This window comes from Pseudomonas sp. NFACC51 (genome assembly GCF_900103575.1).
Classification (GTDB): Bacteria; Pseudomonadota; Gammaproteobacteria; order Pseudomonadales; family Pseudomonadaceae; genus Aquipseudomonas; species Aquipseudomonas fluorescens_Q.
Genome location: NZ_FMXH01000002.1, coordinates 180,637 through 197,306, shown reverse-complemented (window position 1 = coordinate 197,306; position 16,670 = coordinate 180,637). Strand labels below are relative to the sequence as shown.

Genomic DNA, 16,670 nt, shown 5'->3' with positions numbered 1-16,670 from the left:
TCATTTCCTCGGATCGAAGGCATCGCGAGCGGACTCGCCGATGAACACCAGCAGGCTCAGCATCACGGCCAGCACGGCGAACGCGCTGATGCCCAGCCATGGCGCCTGGAGGTTGGATTTGCCCTGGGCCACCAGCTCCCCCAGGGACGGTGCGCCGGGCGGCAGGCCAAAGCCGAGGAAATCCAGGGCGGTGAGGGTGCCAATGGCGCCGGTGAGGATGAACGGCATGAACGTCATGGTCGAGACCATGGCGTTGGGCAGGATGTGACGGAACATGATCGCGCCGTTCTGCATGCCCAGTGCCCGCGCCGCGCGGACGTATTCCAGGTTGCGCCCGCGCAGGAATTCGGCACGGACCACGTCCACCAGGCTCATCCAGGAAAACAGCAGCATGATGCCCAGCAGCCACCAGAAGTTGGGCTGGACGAAACTGGCCAGGATGATCAGCAGGTACAGCACCGGCAGCCCGGACCAGATTTCCAGGAAGCGTTGGCCAGCCAGGTCCACCCAGCCGCCATAGAAGCCCTGCAGGGCGCCGGCGATCACGCCGATGATCGAGCTGAGCACGGTCAGCGTCAGGGCAAACAGTACCGAGATGCGGAAGCCATAGATGACCCGGGCCAGGACATCGCGGCCCTGGTCATCGGTGCCCAGCCAGTTCACGGAAGAGGGCGGTGCCGGGGCCGGGACCTTCAGGTCGTAGTTGATGCTCTGGTAGCTGAACGGAATCGGTGCCCACAGCACCCAGGCGTTCTTGGCCGCCAGCAGTTCACGGATGTACGGGCTCTTGTAGTTGGCTTCCAGCGGGAATTCGCCGCCGAACGTGGTTTCCGGGTAGCGCTTGACGGCCGGGAAGTACCAGCCGTCGTCGTAATGCACCACCAGCGGCTTGTCGTTGGCGATCAACTCGGCGCCCAGGCTCAGCCCGAACAGGATCAGGAACAGCCACAGCGACCACCAGCCACGCTTGTTGGCCTTGAACAGTTCGAAGCGGCGGCGATTGAGAGGGGACAGGTTCATCTCAATGCTCCCGGCTTTCGAAGTCGATGCGCGGATCGACAAAGGTGTAGGTCAAATCGCCGATCAGTTTCACCACCAGTCCCAGCAAGGTGAAGATGAATAGGGTGCCGAACACCACCGGGTAGTCGCGGTTGATCGCCGCTTCGAAACTCATCAGGCCCAGGCCGTCGAGGGAGAAGATCACTTCCACCAGCAGGGAGCCGGTAAAGAAGATCCCGATGAATGCCGAAGGGAAACCGGCGATCACCAGCAGCATGGCGTTGCGGAATACGTGGCCATAGAGCACCCGGTGGCGGGTCAGGCCCTTGGCCTTGGCGGTGACCACGTATTGCTTGTTGATTTCGTCGAGGAAACTGTTCTTGGTCAGCAGGGTCATGGTGGCGAAGTTACCGATCACCAGGGCGGTCACGGGCAAGGCCAGGTGCCAGAAGTAATCGAGGATCTTGCCGCCCATGCTCAATTCGTCGAAGTTGTTGGAGGTCAGTCCGCGCAAGGGGAACCAGTCGAAATAGCTGCCGCCGGCAAACACCACGATCAGCAGGATGGCGAACAGGAACGACGGGATCGCGTAGCCGACGATGATGGCCGAGCTGGTCCAGACGTCGAAATGGCTGCCGTGCCGAGTGGCCTTGGCGATCCCCAGCGGGATCGACACCAGGTACATGATCAGCGTGCTCCACAACCCGAGGGAGATGGACACCGGCATCTTTTCCTTGATCAGGTCGATGACCTTGGCATCGCGAAAAAAACTGTCGCCGAAGTCCAGGTGGGCGTAGTTCTTGATCATGATCCACAGGCGTTCGGGTGCCGACTTGTCAAAGCCGTACATACGCTCGATTTCCTTGACCAGCGCCGGGTCCAGGCCTTGGGCGCCGCGGTAGGAGGAACCGGCCACCGACACTTCGGCACCGCCGCCGGCAATGCGGCTGGTGGCGCCTTCGAAACCTTCGAGCTTGGCGATCATCTGCTCCACCGGCCCGCCGGGCGCGGCCTGGATGATGACGAAGTTGATCAGCAGAATGCCGAACAGGGTCGGGATGATCAGCAGCAGTCGCCGAAAAATGTAAGCCAGCATTTCGTTACTCCACGCTCGCAGGGGCGGCGATTTGCTGCTCGATGACCTGCTTCTCTACTTCATCGGCCGGCTTGACCTCCGGCTTGACCCACCAGGTGGTGGTGCCGATGTCATAGGTCGGCGTGATTTTCGGATGGCCGATGTGGTTCCAGTAGGCCACGCGCCAGGTCTTGATGTGCCAGTTCGGGATCACGTAGTAGCCCCATTGCAAAACCCGATCCAGCGCCCGGGCGTGAGCTACCAGGCTCTTGCGCGAATCGGCGTTGATCAGTTGTTCCACCAACTGGTCAACGGCTGGATCCTTAAGGCCCATGGTGTTGCGGCTGCCGGGTTTGTCGGCGGCGGCCGACATCCAGAACTCGCGCTGTTCGTTACCCGGTGAGCTGGATTGCGGGAAGCTGCCCACCACCAGGTCAAAGTCCCGGGAGCGTACACGGTTGACGAATTGGGAGACGTCGACCCGACGGATGATCAGCTCGATGCCCAGGTCGCTCAGGTTGCGCTTGAACGGCAGCAGTATCCGTTCGAACTCGGTCTGGGCCAGCAAAAACTCCAGCACCACCGGTTTGCCTTGGGCATCGACCATCTTGTCGTCGACGATGCGCCAGCCGGCCTCTTGCAGCAATTGGTAGGCCTTGCGCTGCTGGTCGCGGATCATGCCGCTGCCGTCACACATCGACGGCTGGAAGGCGTCGGTGAAGACCTGTTCGGGAATCTTGCCGCGCAGGGGTTCGAGGATCTTCAGCTCGTCTTCGCCGGGCAGCCCGGTGGCCGCCATCTCCGAATTCTCGAAATAGCTGCGGGTGCGGGCGTAGGCGCCGTTGAATAGCTGCTTGTTGGTCCACTCGAAGTCCAACAACAGGCTCAAGGCCTTGCGCACCCGTACGTCCTGGAAGATCGGCCGGCGCAGGTTGTAGACAAAACCCTGCATGCCGGTGGGGTTGCCGTTGGGGATCTGTTCCTTGATCAATCGGCCTTCGGTCACGGCTGGGATGTTGTAGGCGTTGGCCCAGTTCTTGGCGGTCATTTCCAGCCAGAAATCAAACTGCCCGGCTTTCAAGGCCTCGACCGCGACGGTGTTGTCGCGGTAGTAGTCGGTCGCCAGTACGTCGAAATTATAAAAGCCGCGATTGACCGGCAGGTCCTTGCCCCAATAGTCCTTCACTCGCTCATAACGGATCGAGCGTCCGGCCTTCACTTCAGCGACTTTGTAGGGGCCGCTGCCCAGGGGGATCTCCAGATTGCCCTTGCTGAAGTCGCGCTCGGCCCACCAGTGTTTCGGCAATACCGGCAGTTGGCCGAGGATCAACGGCAGTTCACGATTATTGGTGTGCTTGAACTTGAACAAAACCTTGAGCGGGTCTTCGGCGATGACGTCGGCGACGTCGTTGTAATAGCCGCGAAACATCGGCGCGCCGTCCTTGGTCAGGGTCTGGAAGCTGAAGACCACGTCTTCGGCGCGTACCGGATGGCCGTCGTTGAAACGGGCTTCGGGGCGCAGGTAAAAGCGCACCCAGCCATTGTCCGGGGCTTTCTCGATTTTTTCGGCGATCAGGCCATATTCGGTGAACGGTTCGTCCAGGCCCTGCTTGGCCAGGGTGTCGTAGATCAAGCCGATGTCATCGGCCGGCACGCCTTTGCTGATGAACGGGTTGAGGCTGTCGAAGCCCCCAAAACCGCCCTGGCGGAAGATTCCGCCTTTGGGCGCGTCCGGGTTGACGTAGTCGAAATGCTTGAAGTTGGCCGGGTACTTCGGCGGCTCGTTGTACAAGGTCACGGCATGCTGCGGCGCGGCGCAGGCCAGCCCGGTGAATAACAGGCTGCTGGCCTGCAGGAGCAGGGCGCGTAAAGGCTTCATTGATCTTTCTCCGAAGATTTCAGCCACCATGCGCTCAGGCCCAGGGTGTAGGGCGGCGTGGTGACGAAGGCGAACCGGTTTCGATAAGCCAGGCGATGATAATTGAGATACCAGTTGGGAATGCAGTAATGCTGCCACAGCAGCACGCGATCCAGCGCCTTGCCGGCGGCGACCTGTTCGTCGCGGGTCTGGGCGGCGAGCAGCTTTTCCAGCAGATGGTCGACCACTGGGTTGGCGATCCCGGAGTAATTCTTGCTGCCCTTGACCCCGACCTGGCTGGAGTGGAAGTACTGCCATTGCTCGAGACCCGGGCTGAGGGTCTGGCTCAAGGTCAACAGGATCATGTCGAAGTCGAACTGGTCAAGACGCTGCTTGTATTGGGCTCGGTCCACCGTGCGCAGCCGGGCCTGGATGCCGATGCTGGCGAGGTTCTCGACGTAGGGTTGCAGGATGCGCTCCAGGTTCGGGTTCACCAGCAGGATTTCGAAGCTCAGGGGCTGGCTGTCGGCGTTCAGCAGGCGTTGGCCGTTGAGGTTCCAACCTGCTTGCTTCAATAACCCCAGGGCTTTACGCAGGGTTTCCCGGGGAATGCCGCGACCGTCGGTCTTGGGCAAGCTGAAGGGTTCGGTGAGCAGTTTGGCCGGCAATTGTTCCCGGTACGGCTTGAGCAGCAGCCATTCATGGCCCACCGGCAGGCCAGTGGCGGAAAACTCGCTGTTGGGGTAATAACTGAGGGTGCGCTTGTAGGCGCCGCTGAACAGGGTGCGGTTGGTCCACTCGAAATCAAACATCAGCCCCAGGGCTTCACGTACCTTGACTTCGGCAAACGTGCCGCGCCGGGTGTTCATGAACAGGCCTTGGGTCTGGGTCGGGATCTGGTGGGGAATCTGCGCCTTGATTATGTCGCCGCGCTTGATCGCCGGAAAGTCATAGCCATTGGCCCAGTTCTTGGCCTGGTGTTCGATGTAGATATCGAACTCGCCAGCCTTGAAGGCTTCGAAGGCAACTTCGCTGTCACGATAGAACTCCACGTCCATGCGGTCGTAGTTGTACTTGCCGCGATTGACCGGCAGTTCCTTGCCCCAGTAATCCTTGACTCGTTCGAACACCAGCTGGCGGCCTGGTTGCACTTTGGTGATGCGATACGGCCCGCTGCCCAGGGGCGGTTCGAAGGTCGTCGCCTTGAAATCGCGGTCTTTCCAGTAATGTTGGGGCAACACCGGCAGTTCCCCCAGGCGCAGGATCAGCAGCGGATTGCCCGCGCGCTTGAAGACAAAGCGGATTCTCCGTGGGTTGAGAATGTCGACCCGTAGCACTTCCTGCAGGTTGGTACGGTATTGGGGGTGCCCATCCTTGAGCAGGGTCCTGTAGGAGAACGCCACGTCATAGGCGGTGATGGGCACGCCATCGTGGAAGCGCGCTTCGGGGCGCAGGTTGAACACCACCCAGCTGCGGTCCTCGCTGTACTCCACCGACTGGGCGATCAGGCCGTAGCTCGACGTCGGTTCATCACCGGACGGTGCGTACTGGCCTGTGCCGACCATCAGTGGTTCGTTCAGCTCATTGATGCCGTATTGCAGGAAATTGGGCGTGGAAACCGGGCTGCTGCCCTTGAACGTGTAGGGATTGAGCGTATCGAAGGTGCCGAATGCCATGACTCGCAAGACACCGCCCTTGGGCGCTTGCGGGTTGACCCAGTCGAAGTGGGTGAATCTGGCCGGGTACTTGAGCGTGCCGAACTGCGCATAGCCATGGCTTTCGCTGATGGTTGCGCTGGCGGGAGAGCTCAAGGCCAGGCTGATCAGGAGCAAGAGGAGGGGACGTATCAAGTCTGAGATCCGATCCAGGCGGCTTGGGCTTTTATGGCCTGTACAGTAACAGCTTGTATGGGCAGGAAAAAGGCGGGGGCTCAAAGCTTCAGGGTTTGCTTGAACTGTGGCGAGGGAGCTTGCTCCCGCTGGGTTGCGAAGCGACCCCGAATCTGGCACCTCGGTGTGACAGGTGGATTGAGTCGCTGCTTTTGGGGCTGCTGCGCAACCCAGCGGGAGCAAGCTCCCTCGCCACAGGGCCGTCAGTGCGGGGAGTAGACCGTCAGCATCTGCCCAGGCTTGAGTGCCTTGCCCATCCGCGGGTTCCAGCGCTTGAGGTGCTGCATTTCCACGTTGAAGCGCTTGGCGACGACGTACAGCGAATCACCTTGCTTGACCTTGTATTGGGTCTGCTTCTTCTGGTCCTTGCTGTTGGCGGCCACCACGGTGCTGATGCGCTTGCCACGGGCCTTGCTGGCCTTGGCGTCCTGCATCACCAGGGTCTGGCCGACCTTGAGCTTGTTGCCACTGAGCTTGTTCCAGCGTTGCAGGTCCTTGGTCTGGACGTTGTTGGCCTTGGCGATCTGAGCCAGGTTGTCGCCGCGTTTGACGCGGTAGGTGCGCCTGGCACCTTCCACTTCGCTGTCGTCGGCGGATTCGAAAACCGGCTTGAGCGCGCGCTGGCTGATCAGCTCTTCCGGGCGCATGGTCGACAGGCTGGCGGTCAGCAGCTGGGCCTTGGACGTGGGCACCAACAGGTGCTGGGGGCCGTCGATGGTGGTGCGTTGCTTGAAGGCCGGGTTGAGCTGGAACAGCTCGTCTTCGTCGATGTTGGCCACCGCCGCGACCTTGGACAGGTCCATGCGCTGGTTGATCTCGACGACCTGGAAATAGGGTTCGTTGGCGATCGGGTTGAGGTTCACGCCATAGGCATCGGGCGAGAGCACCACCTGGGACAGCGCCAGCAACTTTGGCACATAGGCCTGGGTCTCGCTGGGCAGCGGCAGGTTCCAGTAGTCGGTGGGCAGGCCAAGCTTTTCGTTGCGCTCGATGGCGCGGCTGACCGTACCCTCGCCGGCGTTGTAGGCCGCCAGCGCCAGCAACCAGTCGCCGTTGAACATGTCGTGCAGGCGCGTCAGGTAGTCCAGGGCGGCCGTGGTGGAGGCGGTGATGTCGCGACGTCCGTCATAGAAGCGGGTCTGACGCAAGTTGAAGTAACGCCCCGTGGACGGGATGAATTGCCACAGGCCCACTGCGTTGGCCCGGGAATAGGCCATGGGGTTGTAGGCACTCTCGATCACCGGCAGCAACGCCAGTTCCAGCGGCATGTTGCGCTCTTCGAGGCGTTCGACGATGTAGTGGATGTACAGGCTGCCGCGCTCACCGGCGTTTTCCATGAAGGAAGGGTTGCTGGCGAACCACAGGCGCTGTTGCTCGATACGCGGGTTGACGCCGGCCGTTTCCTGCAACTGGAAGCCCTGGCGCATGCGCTCCCAGACGTCCTGGGGGACTTGAGGGCTGGGTTTCTCGGTGAGCCATACCGGCTTCTGTTTGGCGCGAGCGGCGATATTCGGTGTGTGTGCCGCGTCGGTCTGCGGCAGCTGGCTCGTGCTCTGGCAGCCCGCCAAGGTGGCGGACACAGCCACCGCGATGGCTTGAGCCAAGCGGGTCAATGTGTCTGACTGGACGGACCTGCGTATGGATGACGACATTGGCTGGAAGTAAGTTCCGGGCAAAAATGTCGGCCGATTCTAGGAAGCGCACCCCAACAGGTCAACCTTTCAGAATTTTTGTATCAATCGATAGCTGCCTTAGAACGTATCTTTCCAAGCCCTCAAGGCCGCAAAAACCTCACTCGGCGTCTGGTTTCGCTGGCCGTTCCGTTCGTCTGCTTTTTGTTTAACGGATGTTTCAGTCGTGCGCAGGAACGGATTGGTGAGTTTTTCCAGGGCCAGGGTCGAGGGCAGGGTCATGATGCCTTCGTTGCGTTGCCGGCTGACTTTTTCCAGGCGGGCAGCGACGTCCGGATTGCCGGGCTCCACGGCGGCCGCGAACTTCAGGTTGCTGAGGGTATATTCATGGGTGCAGTAGACCAGCGTATCTTCAGGCAGGGCGGCGAGGCGACTGAGCGAATGGTGCATTTGCGCAGGCGTGCCTTCGAAGAGCCGGCCGCAACCGGCGGCGAACAGGGTGTCGCCACAGAACAGCAGGCCATGGCGGTAGTAGGCAATGTGCCCGAGGGTATGGCCAGGCACGGCGTAGACATCGAAGTCCCAGCCGAGCACGCTGACCTTGTCGTTGTCATGCAGGGCCTTGTCCCGCGCCGGGATGTTTTCGCTGGCCGGGCCGTAGACGGTGGCGTTCGTCGCATTCTTCAGCGCCTGGACGCCGCCGACATGATCATGGTGATGGTGGGTGATCAAGATGTCGCTCAGGACCCAGCCCGGATGGGTCTCGAGCCAGGCCTGCACCGGAGCGGCGTCACCTGGGTCGACCACGGCGCAGCGCAGGGTGGCGTGGTCCTGTAACAACCAGATGTAGTTATCGGTGAATGCGGGCAGGGCACTGATCTGTATCATCGTGGAATTCGCCAAGCGGAAAACAAAGGCGCATCTTAGAACTTCCTGACGCGTTGGAGAATGCAATGACCGATGAAGCGTTCGCTCAGGCTGATCCTGACTGGCTGGCGTTGATCAGCGCCGCCCGTGAATGGCTGTCCGGCCCTGTCGGGCAATTTTTGCTGGAAGAAGAACGGCGCATGCTCGAAGACGAGTTGGGCCGGTTCTTCGGCGGCTATCTGGTGCACTACGGCCCTTCGGCGCAAATGCCGCCGTCGGCACCGCAAGTCCAGCGCAACGTGCGCCTGGGGGCGCCGTTGCCCGGGGTGGAAATCGTCTGCGAGGAGCAGGCCTGGCCGTTGAGCGAACATGCCGCCGACGTGGTGGTCATGCAGCACGGCCTGGATTTCTGCCTGTCGCCCCACGGTCTGTTGCGTGAGGCCGCCAGCAGCGTGCGTCCCGGCGGCCATCTGTTGATCATCGGCATCAACCCCTGGAGCGCTTGGGGCTTGCGTCATGTGTTTGCCCACGATGCCTTGCGCCAGGCCCGCTGCATCTCGGCGTCGAGGGTCGGCGACTGGCTCAACCTGCTGGGCTTTGCGCTGGAGAAACGCCGCTTCGGGTGCTATCGTCCGCCGCTCGCGTCGCCCAAGTGGCAGGCGCGCCTGGCCGGCTGGGAGCGCAAGGCCGGTGATTGGCAGCTCTCCGGTGGTGGTTTCTACCTGCTGGTGGCACGCAAGATCGCGGTCGGTCTGCGCCCGGTGCGCCAGGCGCGACGCGAGCCGATGGGCAAGCTGATTCCTTTGCCAATGGCCAAGGTCAATCGTCGCCACATCGAGCCGTAACCTTTTTCAATGGTGCTTGCCGGCATTGGGCTGCGGGTGTTGTCGGGCCTGATCGGCGGGCCTTTGCATTTTTTCCTGGATAGATTGGCATGAGCGATAACGTAGAACTCTTCACTGATGGCGCCTGCAAGGGCAACCCCGGTCCGGGCGGCTGGGGCGCGTTGCTGGTGTGCAAGGGCGTGGAGAAGGAGCTCTGGGGCGGCGAAGCCAATACCACCAACAATCGCATGGAGCTGATGGGCGCCATCCGTGGCCTGGAGGAGCTCAAGCGGCCCTGCGATGTGCTGTTGGTGACCGACTCTCAGTACGTCATGAAAGGCATCAACGAATGGATGGCGAACTGGAAGAAACGCGGCTGGAAGACGGCGGCAAAGGAACCGGTAAAAAACGCCGACCTCTGGAAGCTGCTGGATGAACAGGTCAACCGCCACAACGTCACCTGGAAATGGGTGCGCGGCCACATCGGCCACCACGGCAACGAACGGGCGGACCAGTTGGCCAATCGTGGGGTGGATGAGGTGCGGGGCTACAAGCAGGCTTGATAGAGACGTTGTCATGATCTGGAGAGGATGACACCTGTGGCGAGGGAGCTTGCTCCCGCTCGGTTGCGCAGCGACCGCCCGAAGGGGCCTGCTTCGCAGTCCAGCGGGAGCAAGCTCCCTCGCCACAGGTGCGGCACCGCGTTCCGTGAGCGTGTTAAGATCCGCGCTTTTGCAAGACTGCCCGCTGAGAGCTGAACACTGATGGCCAACAGATCTGTAGTACTGGATACCGAAACCACCGGCATGCCGGTGACCGATGGTCACCGGATTATTGAAATCGGTTGTGTCGAGCTGATCGGCCGGCGCCTGACCGGTCGCCATTTCCACGTTTACCTGCAACCGGACCGCGAAAGCGACGAAGGCGCCATTGGCGTGCACGGCATCACCAACGAATTTCTGGTGGGCAAGCCGCGTTTCGCCGAAGTGGCCGACGAGTTCTTCGAATTCATCCAGGGCGCGCAGTTGATCATCCACAACGCGGCGTTCGACGTCGGGTTCATCAACAACGAATTCGCCCTGATGGGCCAGCACGACCGGGCTGACATTACCCAGCATTGCACCATCCTCGACACCTTGATGATGGCCAGGGAACGTCACCCCGGGCAGCGCAACAGCCTCGATGCCTTGTGCAAGCGCTATGGCGTCGACAACTCCGGTCGTGAACTGCACGGCGCCTTGCTCGACTCCGAGATCCTGGCCGACGTCTACCTGACCATGACCGGCGGCCAGACCAGCCTGTCCCTGGCCGGTAACGCCTCGGACGGCAATGGTACCGGCGAAGGCTCCGGCAACCAGGCCACGGAGATCCGGCGTTTGCCCGCTGACCGCCAGCCATCGCGGATTATCCGCGCCAGCGAAAGCGACCTGGCCGAACATGCCGCGCGTCTGGAAGCCATCGCCAAGTCTGCAGGCGCTCCGGCATTGTGGACGCAGTTGGCCGAGGCACAGGCCGCCACGCACTGATGAAACCCTGTGAGAGCCATGCTGTTCATTCAAGGTAAGTAAAGAGCCTGTGGCGAGGGAGCTTGCTCCCGCTGGGCTGCGTAGCAGCCCATTTTGTGAGCGCTTCGCACTCAAGCGGGAGCAAGCTCCCTCGCCACAATGATCCAGGCAATCCTTGTGTGAGCTACTGCATCCATCGTTCATTTCTCGCCACAATCGCCACGACCTTCTACCCTGAGGTAACGGGCAGGCTACGGATCCCGCTTGATGTGTGAAGATTTGAAAGGCAAGGGCAATGGATGGCACCACGCCGTTGGTTGTCTCAAGGAATGAGGACCTTCCCCAGTATGCAACCGGTCATGAATCCCAAGCACCCCGGGTTGTCGGTGCGCGTCGTCGATGACGGCTTTGCCGCTTATATCTGGGGCAGTGACTTCAGCTTCGAAGTCAGCGACTACGCGACGGCGCAGATCGGCCGGCCCGTCAGCCAATGGCCGGTGACGCCCATTGTTCCCTATCGCAAGTGCTATGGCATCGATCCCGAGGAATTCAGCAGCTTCCGCAATGCCCCGGACAGCGAGATTTTCATGGCCTATCTCGACGACCAGCCCGTGGGGCATCTGGTCGTCAGTACCAACTGGAACGGCTACGCCCACATCGACGAGTTGGCGGTGCACGCCCCAGCCCGTCGCCACGGGGTGGCCAAGGCATTGCTCGATGTCGCCCAGTTCTGGAGCCGCAAGAAAAAACTGCCGGGCATCATGCTCGAAACCCAGAACAACAATCTGGGTGCATGCCGGCTCTATGAACGTTGCGGCTACGTGCTCGGTGGTATCGATCACCTGCGCTATCGCGGCATTGACCGACATACCGCCGAAGTGGCGTTGTTCTGGTACCGGCTGTTCGACGATCCGCTGGGCATGTCGATCAGTGGCTCAGCAACGCCTCGGCTTGTTCCGTAACCCGTTCCAGCAGCGATTGGACAGCGGGTGAGGGCGGCGTGCCGTTCAGGCTCAAGGCATAGAGGCTAATCGCAATGGCGGGCGATACCGGGCAGACGTCCAGGCCACTGCCCTTGGCACCCGAGGCAGTGAACGGGTCGACGATGGCAAGGCCTTCGCCGGCCTCGACCATCGCGCGCATCATCTGATGGGTCTGGACGCGGATCTGGATCATCGGCGCCGGACGCAGCGCCGCCAGTTTATGCTCGAACGCCGGGCTCAGCGGGTCATGGCCATCCAGGCCTACCAACGGCTGGCCTGCCAGGTCCTGGAGCGAAATGTATTTCTGTCGTGGTTGCAGCCAGCCGTGAGGTGCCAGCAATTGCAGTTTGCCCTGGGCGATCATCTGGCAATGGATGTCGGGGTGTTCGGGGTCGTGCAAGCTCAGGCCCAGGTCACTTTCACGCAACAGCAGGCTGTGGACGATGTCGCGAGTCGGTTGGCTGAGCAGGGTGCAGGGCGCATCCGGATGGCGGCGACGCAGGGCGGCGATGCTCTGGGGCAACAACTGCTGGGCCAGCGGCGGGGTGCAGATAATGCGCAAGGGTGGCGCCTGATAGTGTTTCAGGCTGCTGGCCAGGCGCTGCACCGGTTCGAGGGTGTCGTACACCCGCGTGATGCCGTCGCGCAGTTCAAGGGTTTCCCGGGTGGCCTGCAGGCGCCCGCGCACGCTGGCAAACAGCATGAAGCCCAACTGGGCCTCGGCATCGCGCAGGATCGCCTCGACCTCCGCCACCGGCAGTTGCAGCCATTCGGCCGCCGTGCCGAGGTGACCGGTCTGCAGCAGCGCCTGGATCACTTCGATGTGGCGTAAACGCATGCAAGAAGTCCATGTTCGGCGGGTGAGCCATTGAGTGGCTGAATCCTAACCCAAGTCCGGGCACGACTTCTGCTCATAACTGCCGGTTATGAAGCTATTTGCGTTTCAGTGGGTGTTTGAGCTTGCAGTGGCGTTTCCGGTTCGCGCGTCAGTTCGATTTGAGATTGCACTAGAATAAATTTTCCGTCTTCGAGTTTGTTGACTCGATCACCGATAGCCAACTTATAGGTGGTGACAGGCTCCTTGCCGTTTCCGTCGGGCGACGGGGTCGATTCCTGAAACTCATGCACCGAATAGACGCGACCTTCGGCGTCCCGCGCATGAAATTGTCCGACAAGTACTGCTGCCATCGCTTAGAACCTCTGGAAATAAATCACTCGATTTGCGGTTCTGTAGACCCTGGTCAAGCGCGGTAAGTTTTCCTACATGAAAAAAATAGTCCAGCCGCCAGGTTTTCGTCGCTCCACTGGTCCAATTGTCACCCCGATCATCTATAACTACAGGCTCCTTTGAGCCGATAGTCGAGAAGCCTCTCATGAGTAATGTCTACACAGTGGCCGTTTTGGTGGGCAGCCTGCGCAAGGCATCGATCAACCGCAAGGTGGCGCTGGCACTGGCTGACCTGGCGCCAGCGAACCTCAAGCTGAACATCGTCGAGATCGGCGAGCTACCACTTTATAACGAAGACATTGATGTAGCGCCGCCGGCAGCCTACACCACATTCCGCCAGCAGGTGGGCGCGGCCGACGCCTTGTTGTTCGTCACGCCAGAGTACAACCGCTCGGTACCGGCACCGCTGAAAAATGCCATCGATGTCGGCTCGCGTCCCTATGGCCAGAGTTGCCTGAGTGGCAAGCCGGGCGCGGTGATCAGTGCATCGCCGGGCGCCATCGGTGGTTTTGGTGCCAACCATCATTTGCGCCAGTCCCTGGTGTTCCTCAATGTGCCTTGCATGCAGCAACCGGAAGCCTACCTGAGCGGCGCCGGGACGGCGTTCGACGAGGCGGGCAATCTCTCGGAGTCCGTGCGGCCGTTCCTGCAGACATTCATCGATGCCTATGGCAAGTGGGTCGAGCAGCACAAGAAGGTCTGATGTTCCGAGGCTCCAGATAACCCCGTGGCGAGGGAGCTTGCTCCCGCTCGGTTGCGCAGCAACCGCCCGAAGGGGCCTGCTTCGCAGTCCAGCGGGAGCAAGCTCCCTCGCCACAGGTGCAACTTCAAATCCCCGCTTTACTGGATATTCGAATTTCCATATATTCGCCCCTTCGTACCTCCAGGCCGTCCTTAGCCATGTCTGATTCCCACAATCCCGTCGATGTCTTCAAGGCGCTGGCCGACGACACCCGTACGCGCATTGCGCTGCTGGTGGCCCGTGAAGGCGAGTTGTGTGTCTGTGAGCTCACCGCCGCGCTGGACCTGAGCCAGCCGAAGATCTCCCGGCACCTGGCGCAGTTGCGTAACGCCAGCCTGCTCAGCGATCGGCGCCAGGGGCAATGGGTCTACTACCGTCTGCATCCGCAGTTGCCGGCCTGGGTCAGCAATTTGCTGGAGCAGGCGTTGGCAGCCAACACGGCGTGGCTGATGGCGGATGTCGAGCGTTTGGGGGCCATGGCTGATCGTCCGGTGGCGCGTTGCTGCTGATTTCGTCTTTTCAATCCTCCTTCCAAGGCTGTTGCGCATGCTGATCGCGTCATTGATTTTCCTGCTGACCATTACGTTGGTGATCTGGCAGCCCAAGGGGCTTGGCGTCGGCTGGAGCGCGACGCTCGGCGCGCTGCTGGCGTTGTTGAGCGGGGTGGTGCAGGTCGGTGACATTGCACTGGTCTGGCAGATTATCTGGAACGCCACCGGTACGTTTGTCGCGCTGATCATCATCAGCCTGCTGCTGGACGAGGCCGGCTTCTTTGCCTGGGCGGCCTTGCATGTGGCCCGTTGGGGAAAGGGCAGCGGGCGCAAGCTGTTTGCCTTCATGGTGCTGCTGGGGGCGTTGGTGTCGGCGTTGTTCGCCAATGACGGGGCGGCGTTGATCCTGACGCCGATCGTGATCTCGATGCTGCTGGCGCTGCGTTTTTCCCCGGCGGCGACCCTGGCATTCGTGATGGGCGCCGGTTTCATTGCCGACAGCGCGAGCCTGCCGCTGGTGGTGTCGAACCTGGTGAACATCGTCTCGGCGGACTTCTTCGGCATTGGCTTCAACCGCTACGCGGCGGTCATGGTGCCGGTGAACCTGGTCAGCGTGGCGGCCAGCCTGGCGATCTTGCTGTGGTTCTTTCGTCGCGACATCCCGGGTAACTACGACCCCGATCAACTGGACGATCCGGCGACGGCGATCCACGACAAGGCAACGTTTTATGCCGGCTGGGTGGTGCTGGTGATCCTGCTGCTGGGCTGCTTTGCGCTGGAGCCGCTGGGGATTCCCATCAGCGCGATCTCAGCGGTCTGCGCTGCGTTGCTGCTGGCGGTCGCGGCCCGCGGTCACAAGATTTCCACCCGCAAGGCGATGAAGGAAGCGCCCTGGCAGATCGTGATCTTCTCCCTCGGCATGTACCTGGTGGTCTATGGCCTGCGCAATGCCGGGCTGACCGGCTACCTGGCCCATTGGCTTGACGGCTTTGCCGAATATGGCGTGTGGGGGGCGGCCATGGGCACCGGCGTGCTGACGGCGTTGCTCTCGTCGGCCATGAACAATTTGCCGACGGTGCTGGTCGGCGCCTTGTCCATCGATGCCAGCCAGGCCACCGGGGTGGTGAAGGAGGCGATGATCTACGCCAACGTCATCGGCAGCGACCTGGGCCCGAAAATCACCCCGATCGGCAGCCTGGCGACTTTGCTGTGGTTGCATGTGCTGGAGCGCAAGAACATCCGGATCGGCTGGGGGTACTACTTCAAGGTCGGGATCGTGCTGACGGTGCCGGTGTTGCTGGTGACGTTGGCGGCGCTGGCGGTGCGGTTGTCCTTCTAGGCCAGACCGAATTGACGTCGAGCAAGCTCGCTCCCACATTGGAGTGCAACTTCCTCTAGGAATGTGACCCCTTGTGGGACAAGCGAGCTTGCTCGCGATGAGGCCCTGACAGGCAGCACAAGGCTCAGCTGTTACCCGGCACATCCGGCCAAAGATCGGCCACCAGGAATAGCCGCTCAGCTTCTTCCCACTCGCCCTCGGCATTTTCAGTCAGGCGCACCATCAGTTGCGCCGGCGCCATCGGGTCGAGGGCCATTCGCCAGGCCTCCAGTTGCTCGGTGCTCCAGGTCTGCTCCGCCGGATAATGGGCCGGGGCCAACCAGGCGGCGCGGGGCAGGGGTTGCCAGCGCCCAGGTGGACGCTGGGCGATGAATGCAGGCCAATCCCGCTGATGCAGCCAACTGCCCCGCAAATGCCGGGGGTGCGCACCGGTCGGCGGGTCGGCGTGGCCCGGCCAGGGGTAGAGCAGGTAGCCGCCGAGCCAGAGCTCGGAGCGGAATACCTCGAGGCCGGTCGGCTCAATACCCAGTGCCGCCAGGGCCTCACGGCTTTCCGGGCGGGCCGAGATCGGCAACTGGTGTTCGCGCAGATGGGCCAGCTTGCGGTCAAGCCGGTCATGGCAACCCGGACCCAGCCATTGCGCGGCGTCCCGCCCGTGACCTTGTTGCGGGCCGAGGTACAACTTGATCGCCAACTCCAGATGATGGATGCCGTCACGATCGCGTAGCAGCAGGTCCAGTTCGCCCAGGGTATGGCCTTCGTGGCGGATCGGCAGGTTCGCGGCAATCAGCTCGATGCCGGGAGCGTGCTGCACGGCGAACTGCCACAGCCTTTCGTAATACAGGCCCAGGCGTCGCGTCCGTCCCAGGGACAGGCAGTGCAGCAGCGGGTAGCTGTCGCGGTCCAGTTGTCGCAGCCAGTGTTCCAGTCGATGGGGATCCTGCACCCAGTCACTGCCGGCCAGGGGATGGCGCTGGGGCCAGGGCGTGTCGATGAGCATCGGCGGGGCGATGATCGCCCACGCGAGGTCGCGCACTTCGGGATGGCGCAGGCGGCGGGGCAAGTCCAGCAATTCAGGGAACAGGATCATTTTGCGAGCATAGCCGCTATGCGGCCAATGCTGTCAATTCAGGAAGGTAAAGACCCTGTGGCAAGGGAGCTTGCTCCCGCTGGACTGCGAAGCAGGCCCCTTGGGGCGGTTGCTGCGCAACCGAGCGGGAGCAAGCTCCCTCGCCACGG

16 protein-coding genes are annotated in these 16,670 nt (G+C 61.7%); 7 read left to right on the top strand and 9 right to left on the bottom strand.

Annotated features, from left to right (window positions below; all coding sequences use genetic code 11):
- The 6 genes from BLT00_RS04910 to gloB form a co-directional block, all read right to left on the bottom strand.
- Positions 1–1,020 (bottom strand): ABC transporter permease, encoded by a 1,020-nt coding sequence (locus BLT00_RS04910; RefSeq protein ID WP_092145955.1) that lies wholly within the window; start codon positions 1,018–1,020, stop codon positions 1–3.
- 1 nt (position 1,021) lies between these two features.
- Positions 1,022–2,095, bottom strand: a complete 1,074-nt coding sequence (locus BLT00_RS04905) for a microcin C ABC transporter permease YejB (protein ID WP_063320733.1) — start codon at positions 2,093–2,095, stop codon at positions 1,022–1,024.
- Positions 2,096–2,099: 4 nt separating this feature from the next.
- Complete coding sequence (locus tag BLT00_RS04900) at positions 2,100–3,953, bottom strand: extracellular solute-binding protein (protein ID WP_063320734.1); 1,854 nt, start codon at positions 3,951–3,953, stop codon at positions 2,100–2,102.
- On the bottom strand, positions 3,950–5,782 hold the full coding sequence (locus BLT00_RS04895) for an extracellular solute-binding protein (RefSeq protein ID WP_092145953.1): 1,833 nt from the start codon (positions 5,780–5,782) through the stop codon (positions 3,950–3,952). Before BLT00_RS04895 ends, BLT00_RS04900 begins: the two co-directional genes overlap by 4 nt.
- A gap of 242 nt (positions 5,783–6,024) precedes the next feature.
- Positions 6,025–7,473, bottom strand: a complete 1,449-nt coding sequence (locus BLT00_RS04890; RefSeq protein ID WP_063320736.1) for a transglycosylase SLT domain-containing protein — start codon at positions 7,471–7,473, stop codon at positions 6,025–6,027.
- 99 nt (positions 7,474–7,572) lie between these two features.
- Complete coding sequence (gloB, locus tag BLT00_RS04885; RefSeq protein WP_092145951.1) at positions 7,573–8,340, bottom strand: hydroxyacylglutathione hydrolase; 768 nt, start codon at positions 8,338–8,340, stop codon at positions 7,573–7,575.
- Positions 8,341–8,405: 65 nt separating this feature from the next.
- Between gloB and BLT00_RS04880 the strand changes: the two genes are divergently transcribed.
- The 4 genes from BLT00_RS04880 to BLT00_RS04860 all read left to right on the top strand — a co-directional run bounded on the left by BLT00_RS04880 (position 8,406) and on the right by BLT00_RS04860 (position 11,610).
- Positions 8,406–9,164: a class I SAM-dependent methyltransferase gene (locus BLT00_RS04880; protein WP_092145949.1), complete on the top strand. Its 759-nt coding sequence runs from the start codon at positions 8,406–8,408 to the stop codon at positions 9,162–9,164.
- 89 nt (positions 9,165–9,253) lie between these two features.
- Positions 9,254–9,706 carry a ribonuclease HI gene (rnhA, locus tag BLT00_RS04875; RefSeq protein ID WP_092145947.1) on the top strand — a complete coding sequence of 151 codons (453 nt, stop codon included), beginning with the start codon at positions 9,254–9,256 and terminating at the stop codon, positions 9,704–9,706.
- A 201-nt stretch (positions 9,707–9,907) separates the two neighbouring features.
- Positions 9,908–10,669, top strand: a complete 762-nt coding sequence (dnaQ, locus tag BLT00_RS04870; protein ID WP_060741972.1) for a DNA polymerase III subunit epsilon — start codon at positions 9,908–9,910, stop codon at positions 10,667–10,669.
- A gap of 326 nt (positions 10,670–10,995) precedes the next feature.
- Positions 10,996–11,610, top strand: coding sequence for a GNAT family N-acetyltransferase (locus BLT00_RS04860; protein WP_092145943.1), 615 nt, complete (start codon positions 10,996–10,998; stop codon positions 11,608–11,610).
- Here BLT00_RS04860 and BLT00_RS04855 read toward each other — a convergent pair.
- Both BLT00_RS04855 and BLT00_RS04850 read right to left on the bottom strand, forming a co-directional pair.
- Entirely contained in the window at positions 11,576–12,469 is an 894-nt protein-coding gene (locus tag BLT00_RS04855; RefSeq protein ID WP_092145941.1) for a LysR family transcriptional regulator, read from the bottom strand. The two genes, BLT00_RS04860 and BLT00_RS04855, sit on opposite strands and share 35 nt — an antisense overlap.
- Before the next feature lie 86 nt (positions 12,470–12,555).
- Positions 12,556–12,819 carry a hypothetical protein gene (locus BLT00_RS04850; RefSeq protein WP_063320740.1) on the bottom strand — a complete coding sequence of 88 codons (264 nt, stop codon included), beginning with the start codon at positions 12,817–12,819 and terminating at the stop codon, positions 12,556–12,558.
- A 185-nt stretch (positions 12,820–13,004) separates the two neighbouring features.
- On the opposite strand from BLT00_RS04850, the gene BLT00_RS04845 reads away from it, so the two are divergent.
- The 3 genes from BLT00_RS04845 (at position 13,005) to BLT00_RS04835 (ending at position 15,431) form a co-directional block, all read left to right on the top strand.
- Positions 13,005–13,562, top strand: coding sequence for an NADPH-dependent FMN reductase (locus tag BLT00_RS04845; protein ID WP_092145939.1), 558 nt, complete (start codon positions 13,005–13,007; stop codon positions 13,560–13,562).
- A 197-nt stretch (positions 13,563–13,759) separates the two neighbouring features.
- The gene (locus BLT00_RS04840; protein ID WP_063320742.1) at positions 13,760–14,110 is read left to right on the top strand and encodes a metalloregulator ArsR/SmtB family transcription factor; all 351 of its coding nucleotides are present in this window, start codon (positions 13,760–13,762) and stop codon (positions 14,108–14,110) included.
- A 37-nt stretch (positions 14,111–14,147) separates the two neighbouring features.
- Complete coding sequence (locus tag BLT00_RS04835; RefSeq protein ID WP_092145937.1) at positions 14,148–15,431, top strand: arsenic transporter; 1,284 nt, start codon at positions 14,148–14,150, stop codon at positions 15,429–15,431.
- 124 nt (positions 15,432–15,555) lie between these two features.
- Here the strand turns inward: BLT00_RS04835 and BLT00_RS04830 are convergent, their stop codons facing one another.
- Positions 15,556–16,521 carry a DUF1853 family protein gene (locus BLT00_RS04830; protein WP_092145935.1) on the bottom strand — a complete coding sequence of 322 codons (966 nt, stop codon included), beginning with the start codon at positions 16,519–16,521 and terminating at the stop codon, positions 15,556–15,558.
- Between the last annotated feature and the right edge of the window lie 149 nt (positions 16,522–16,670).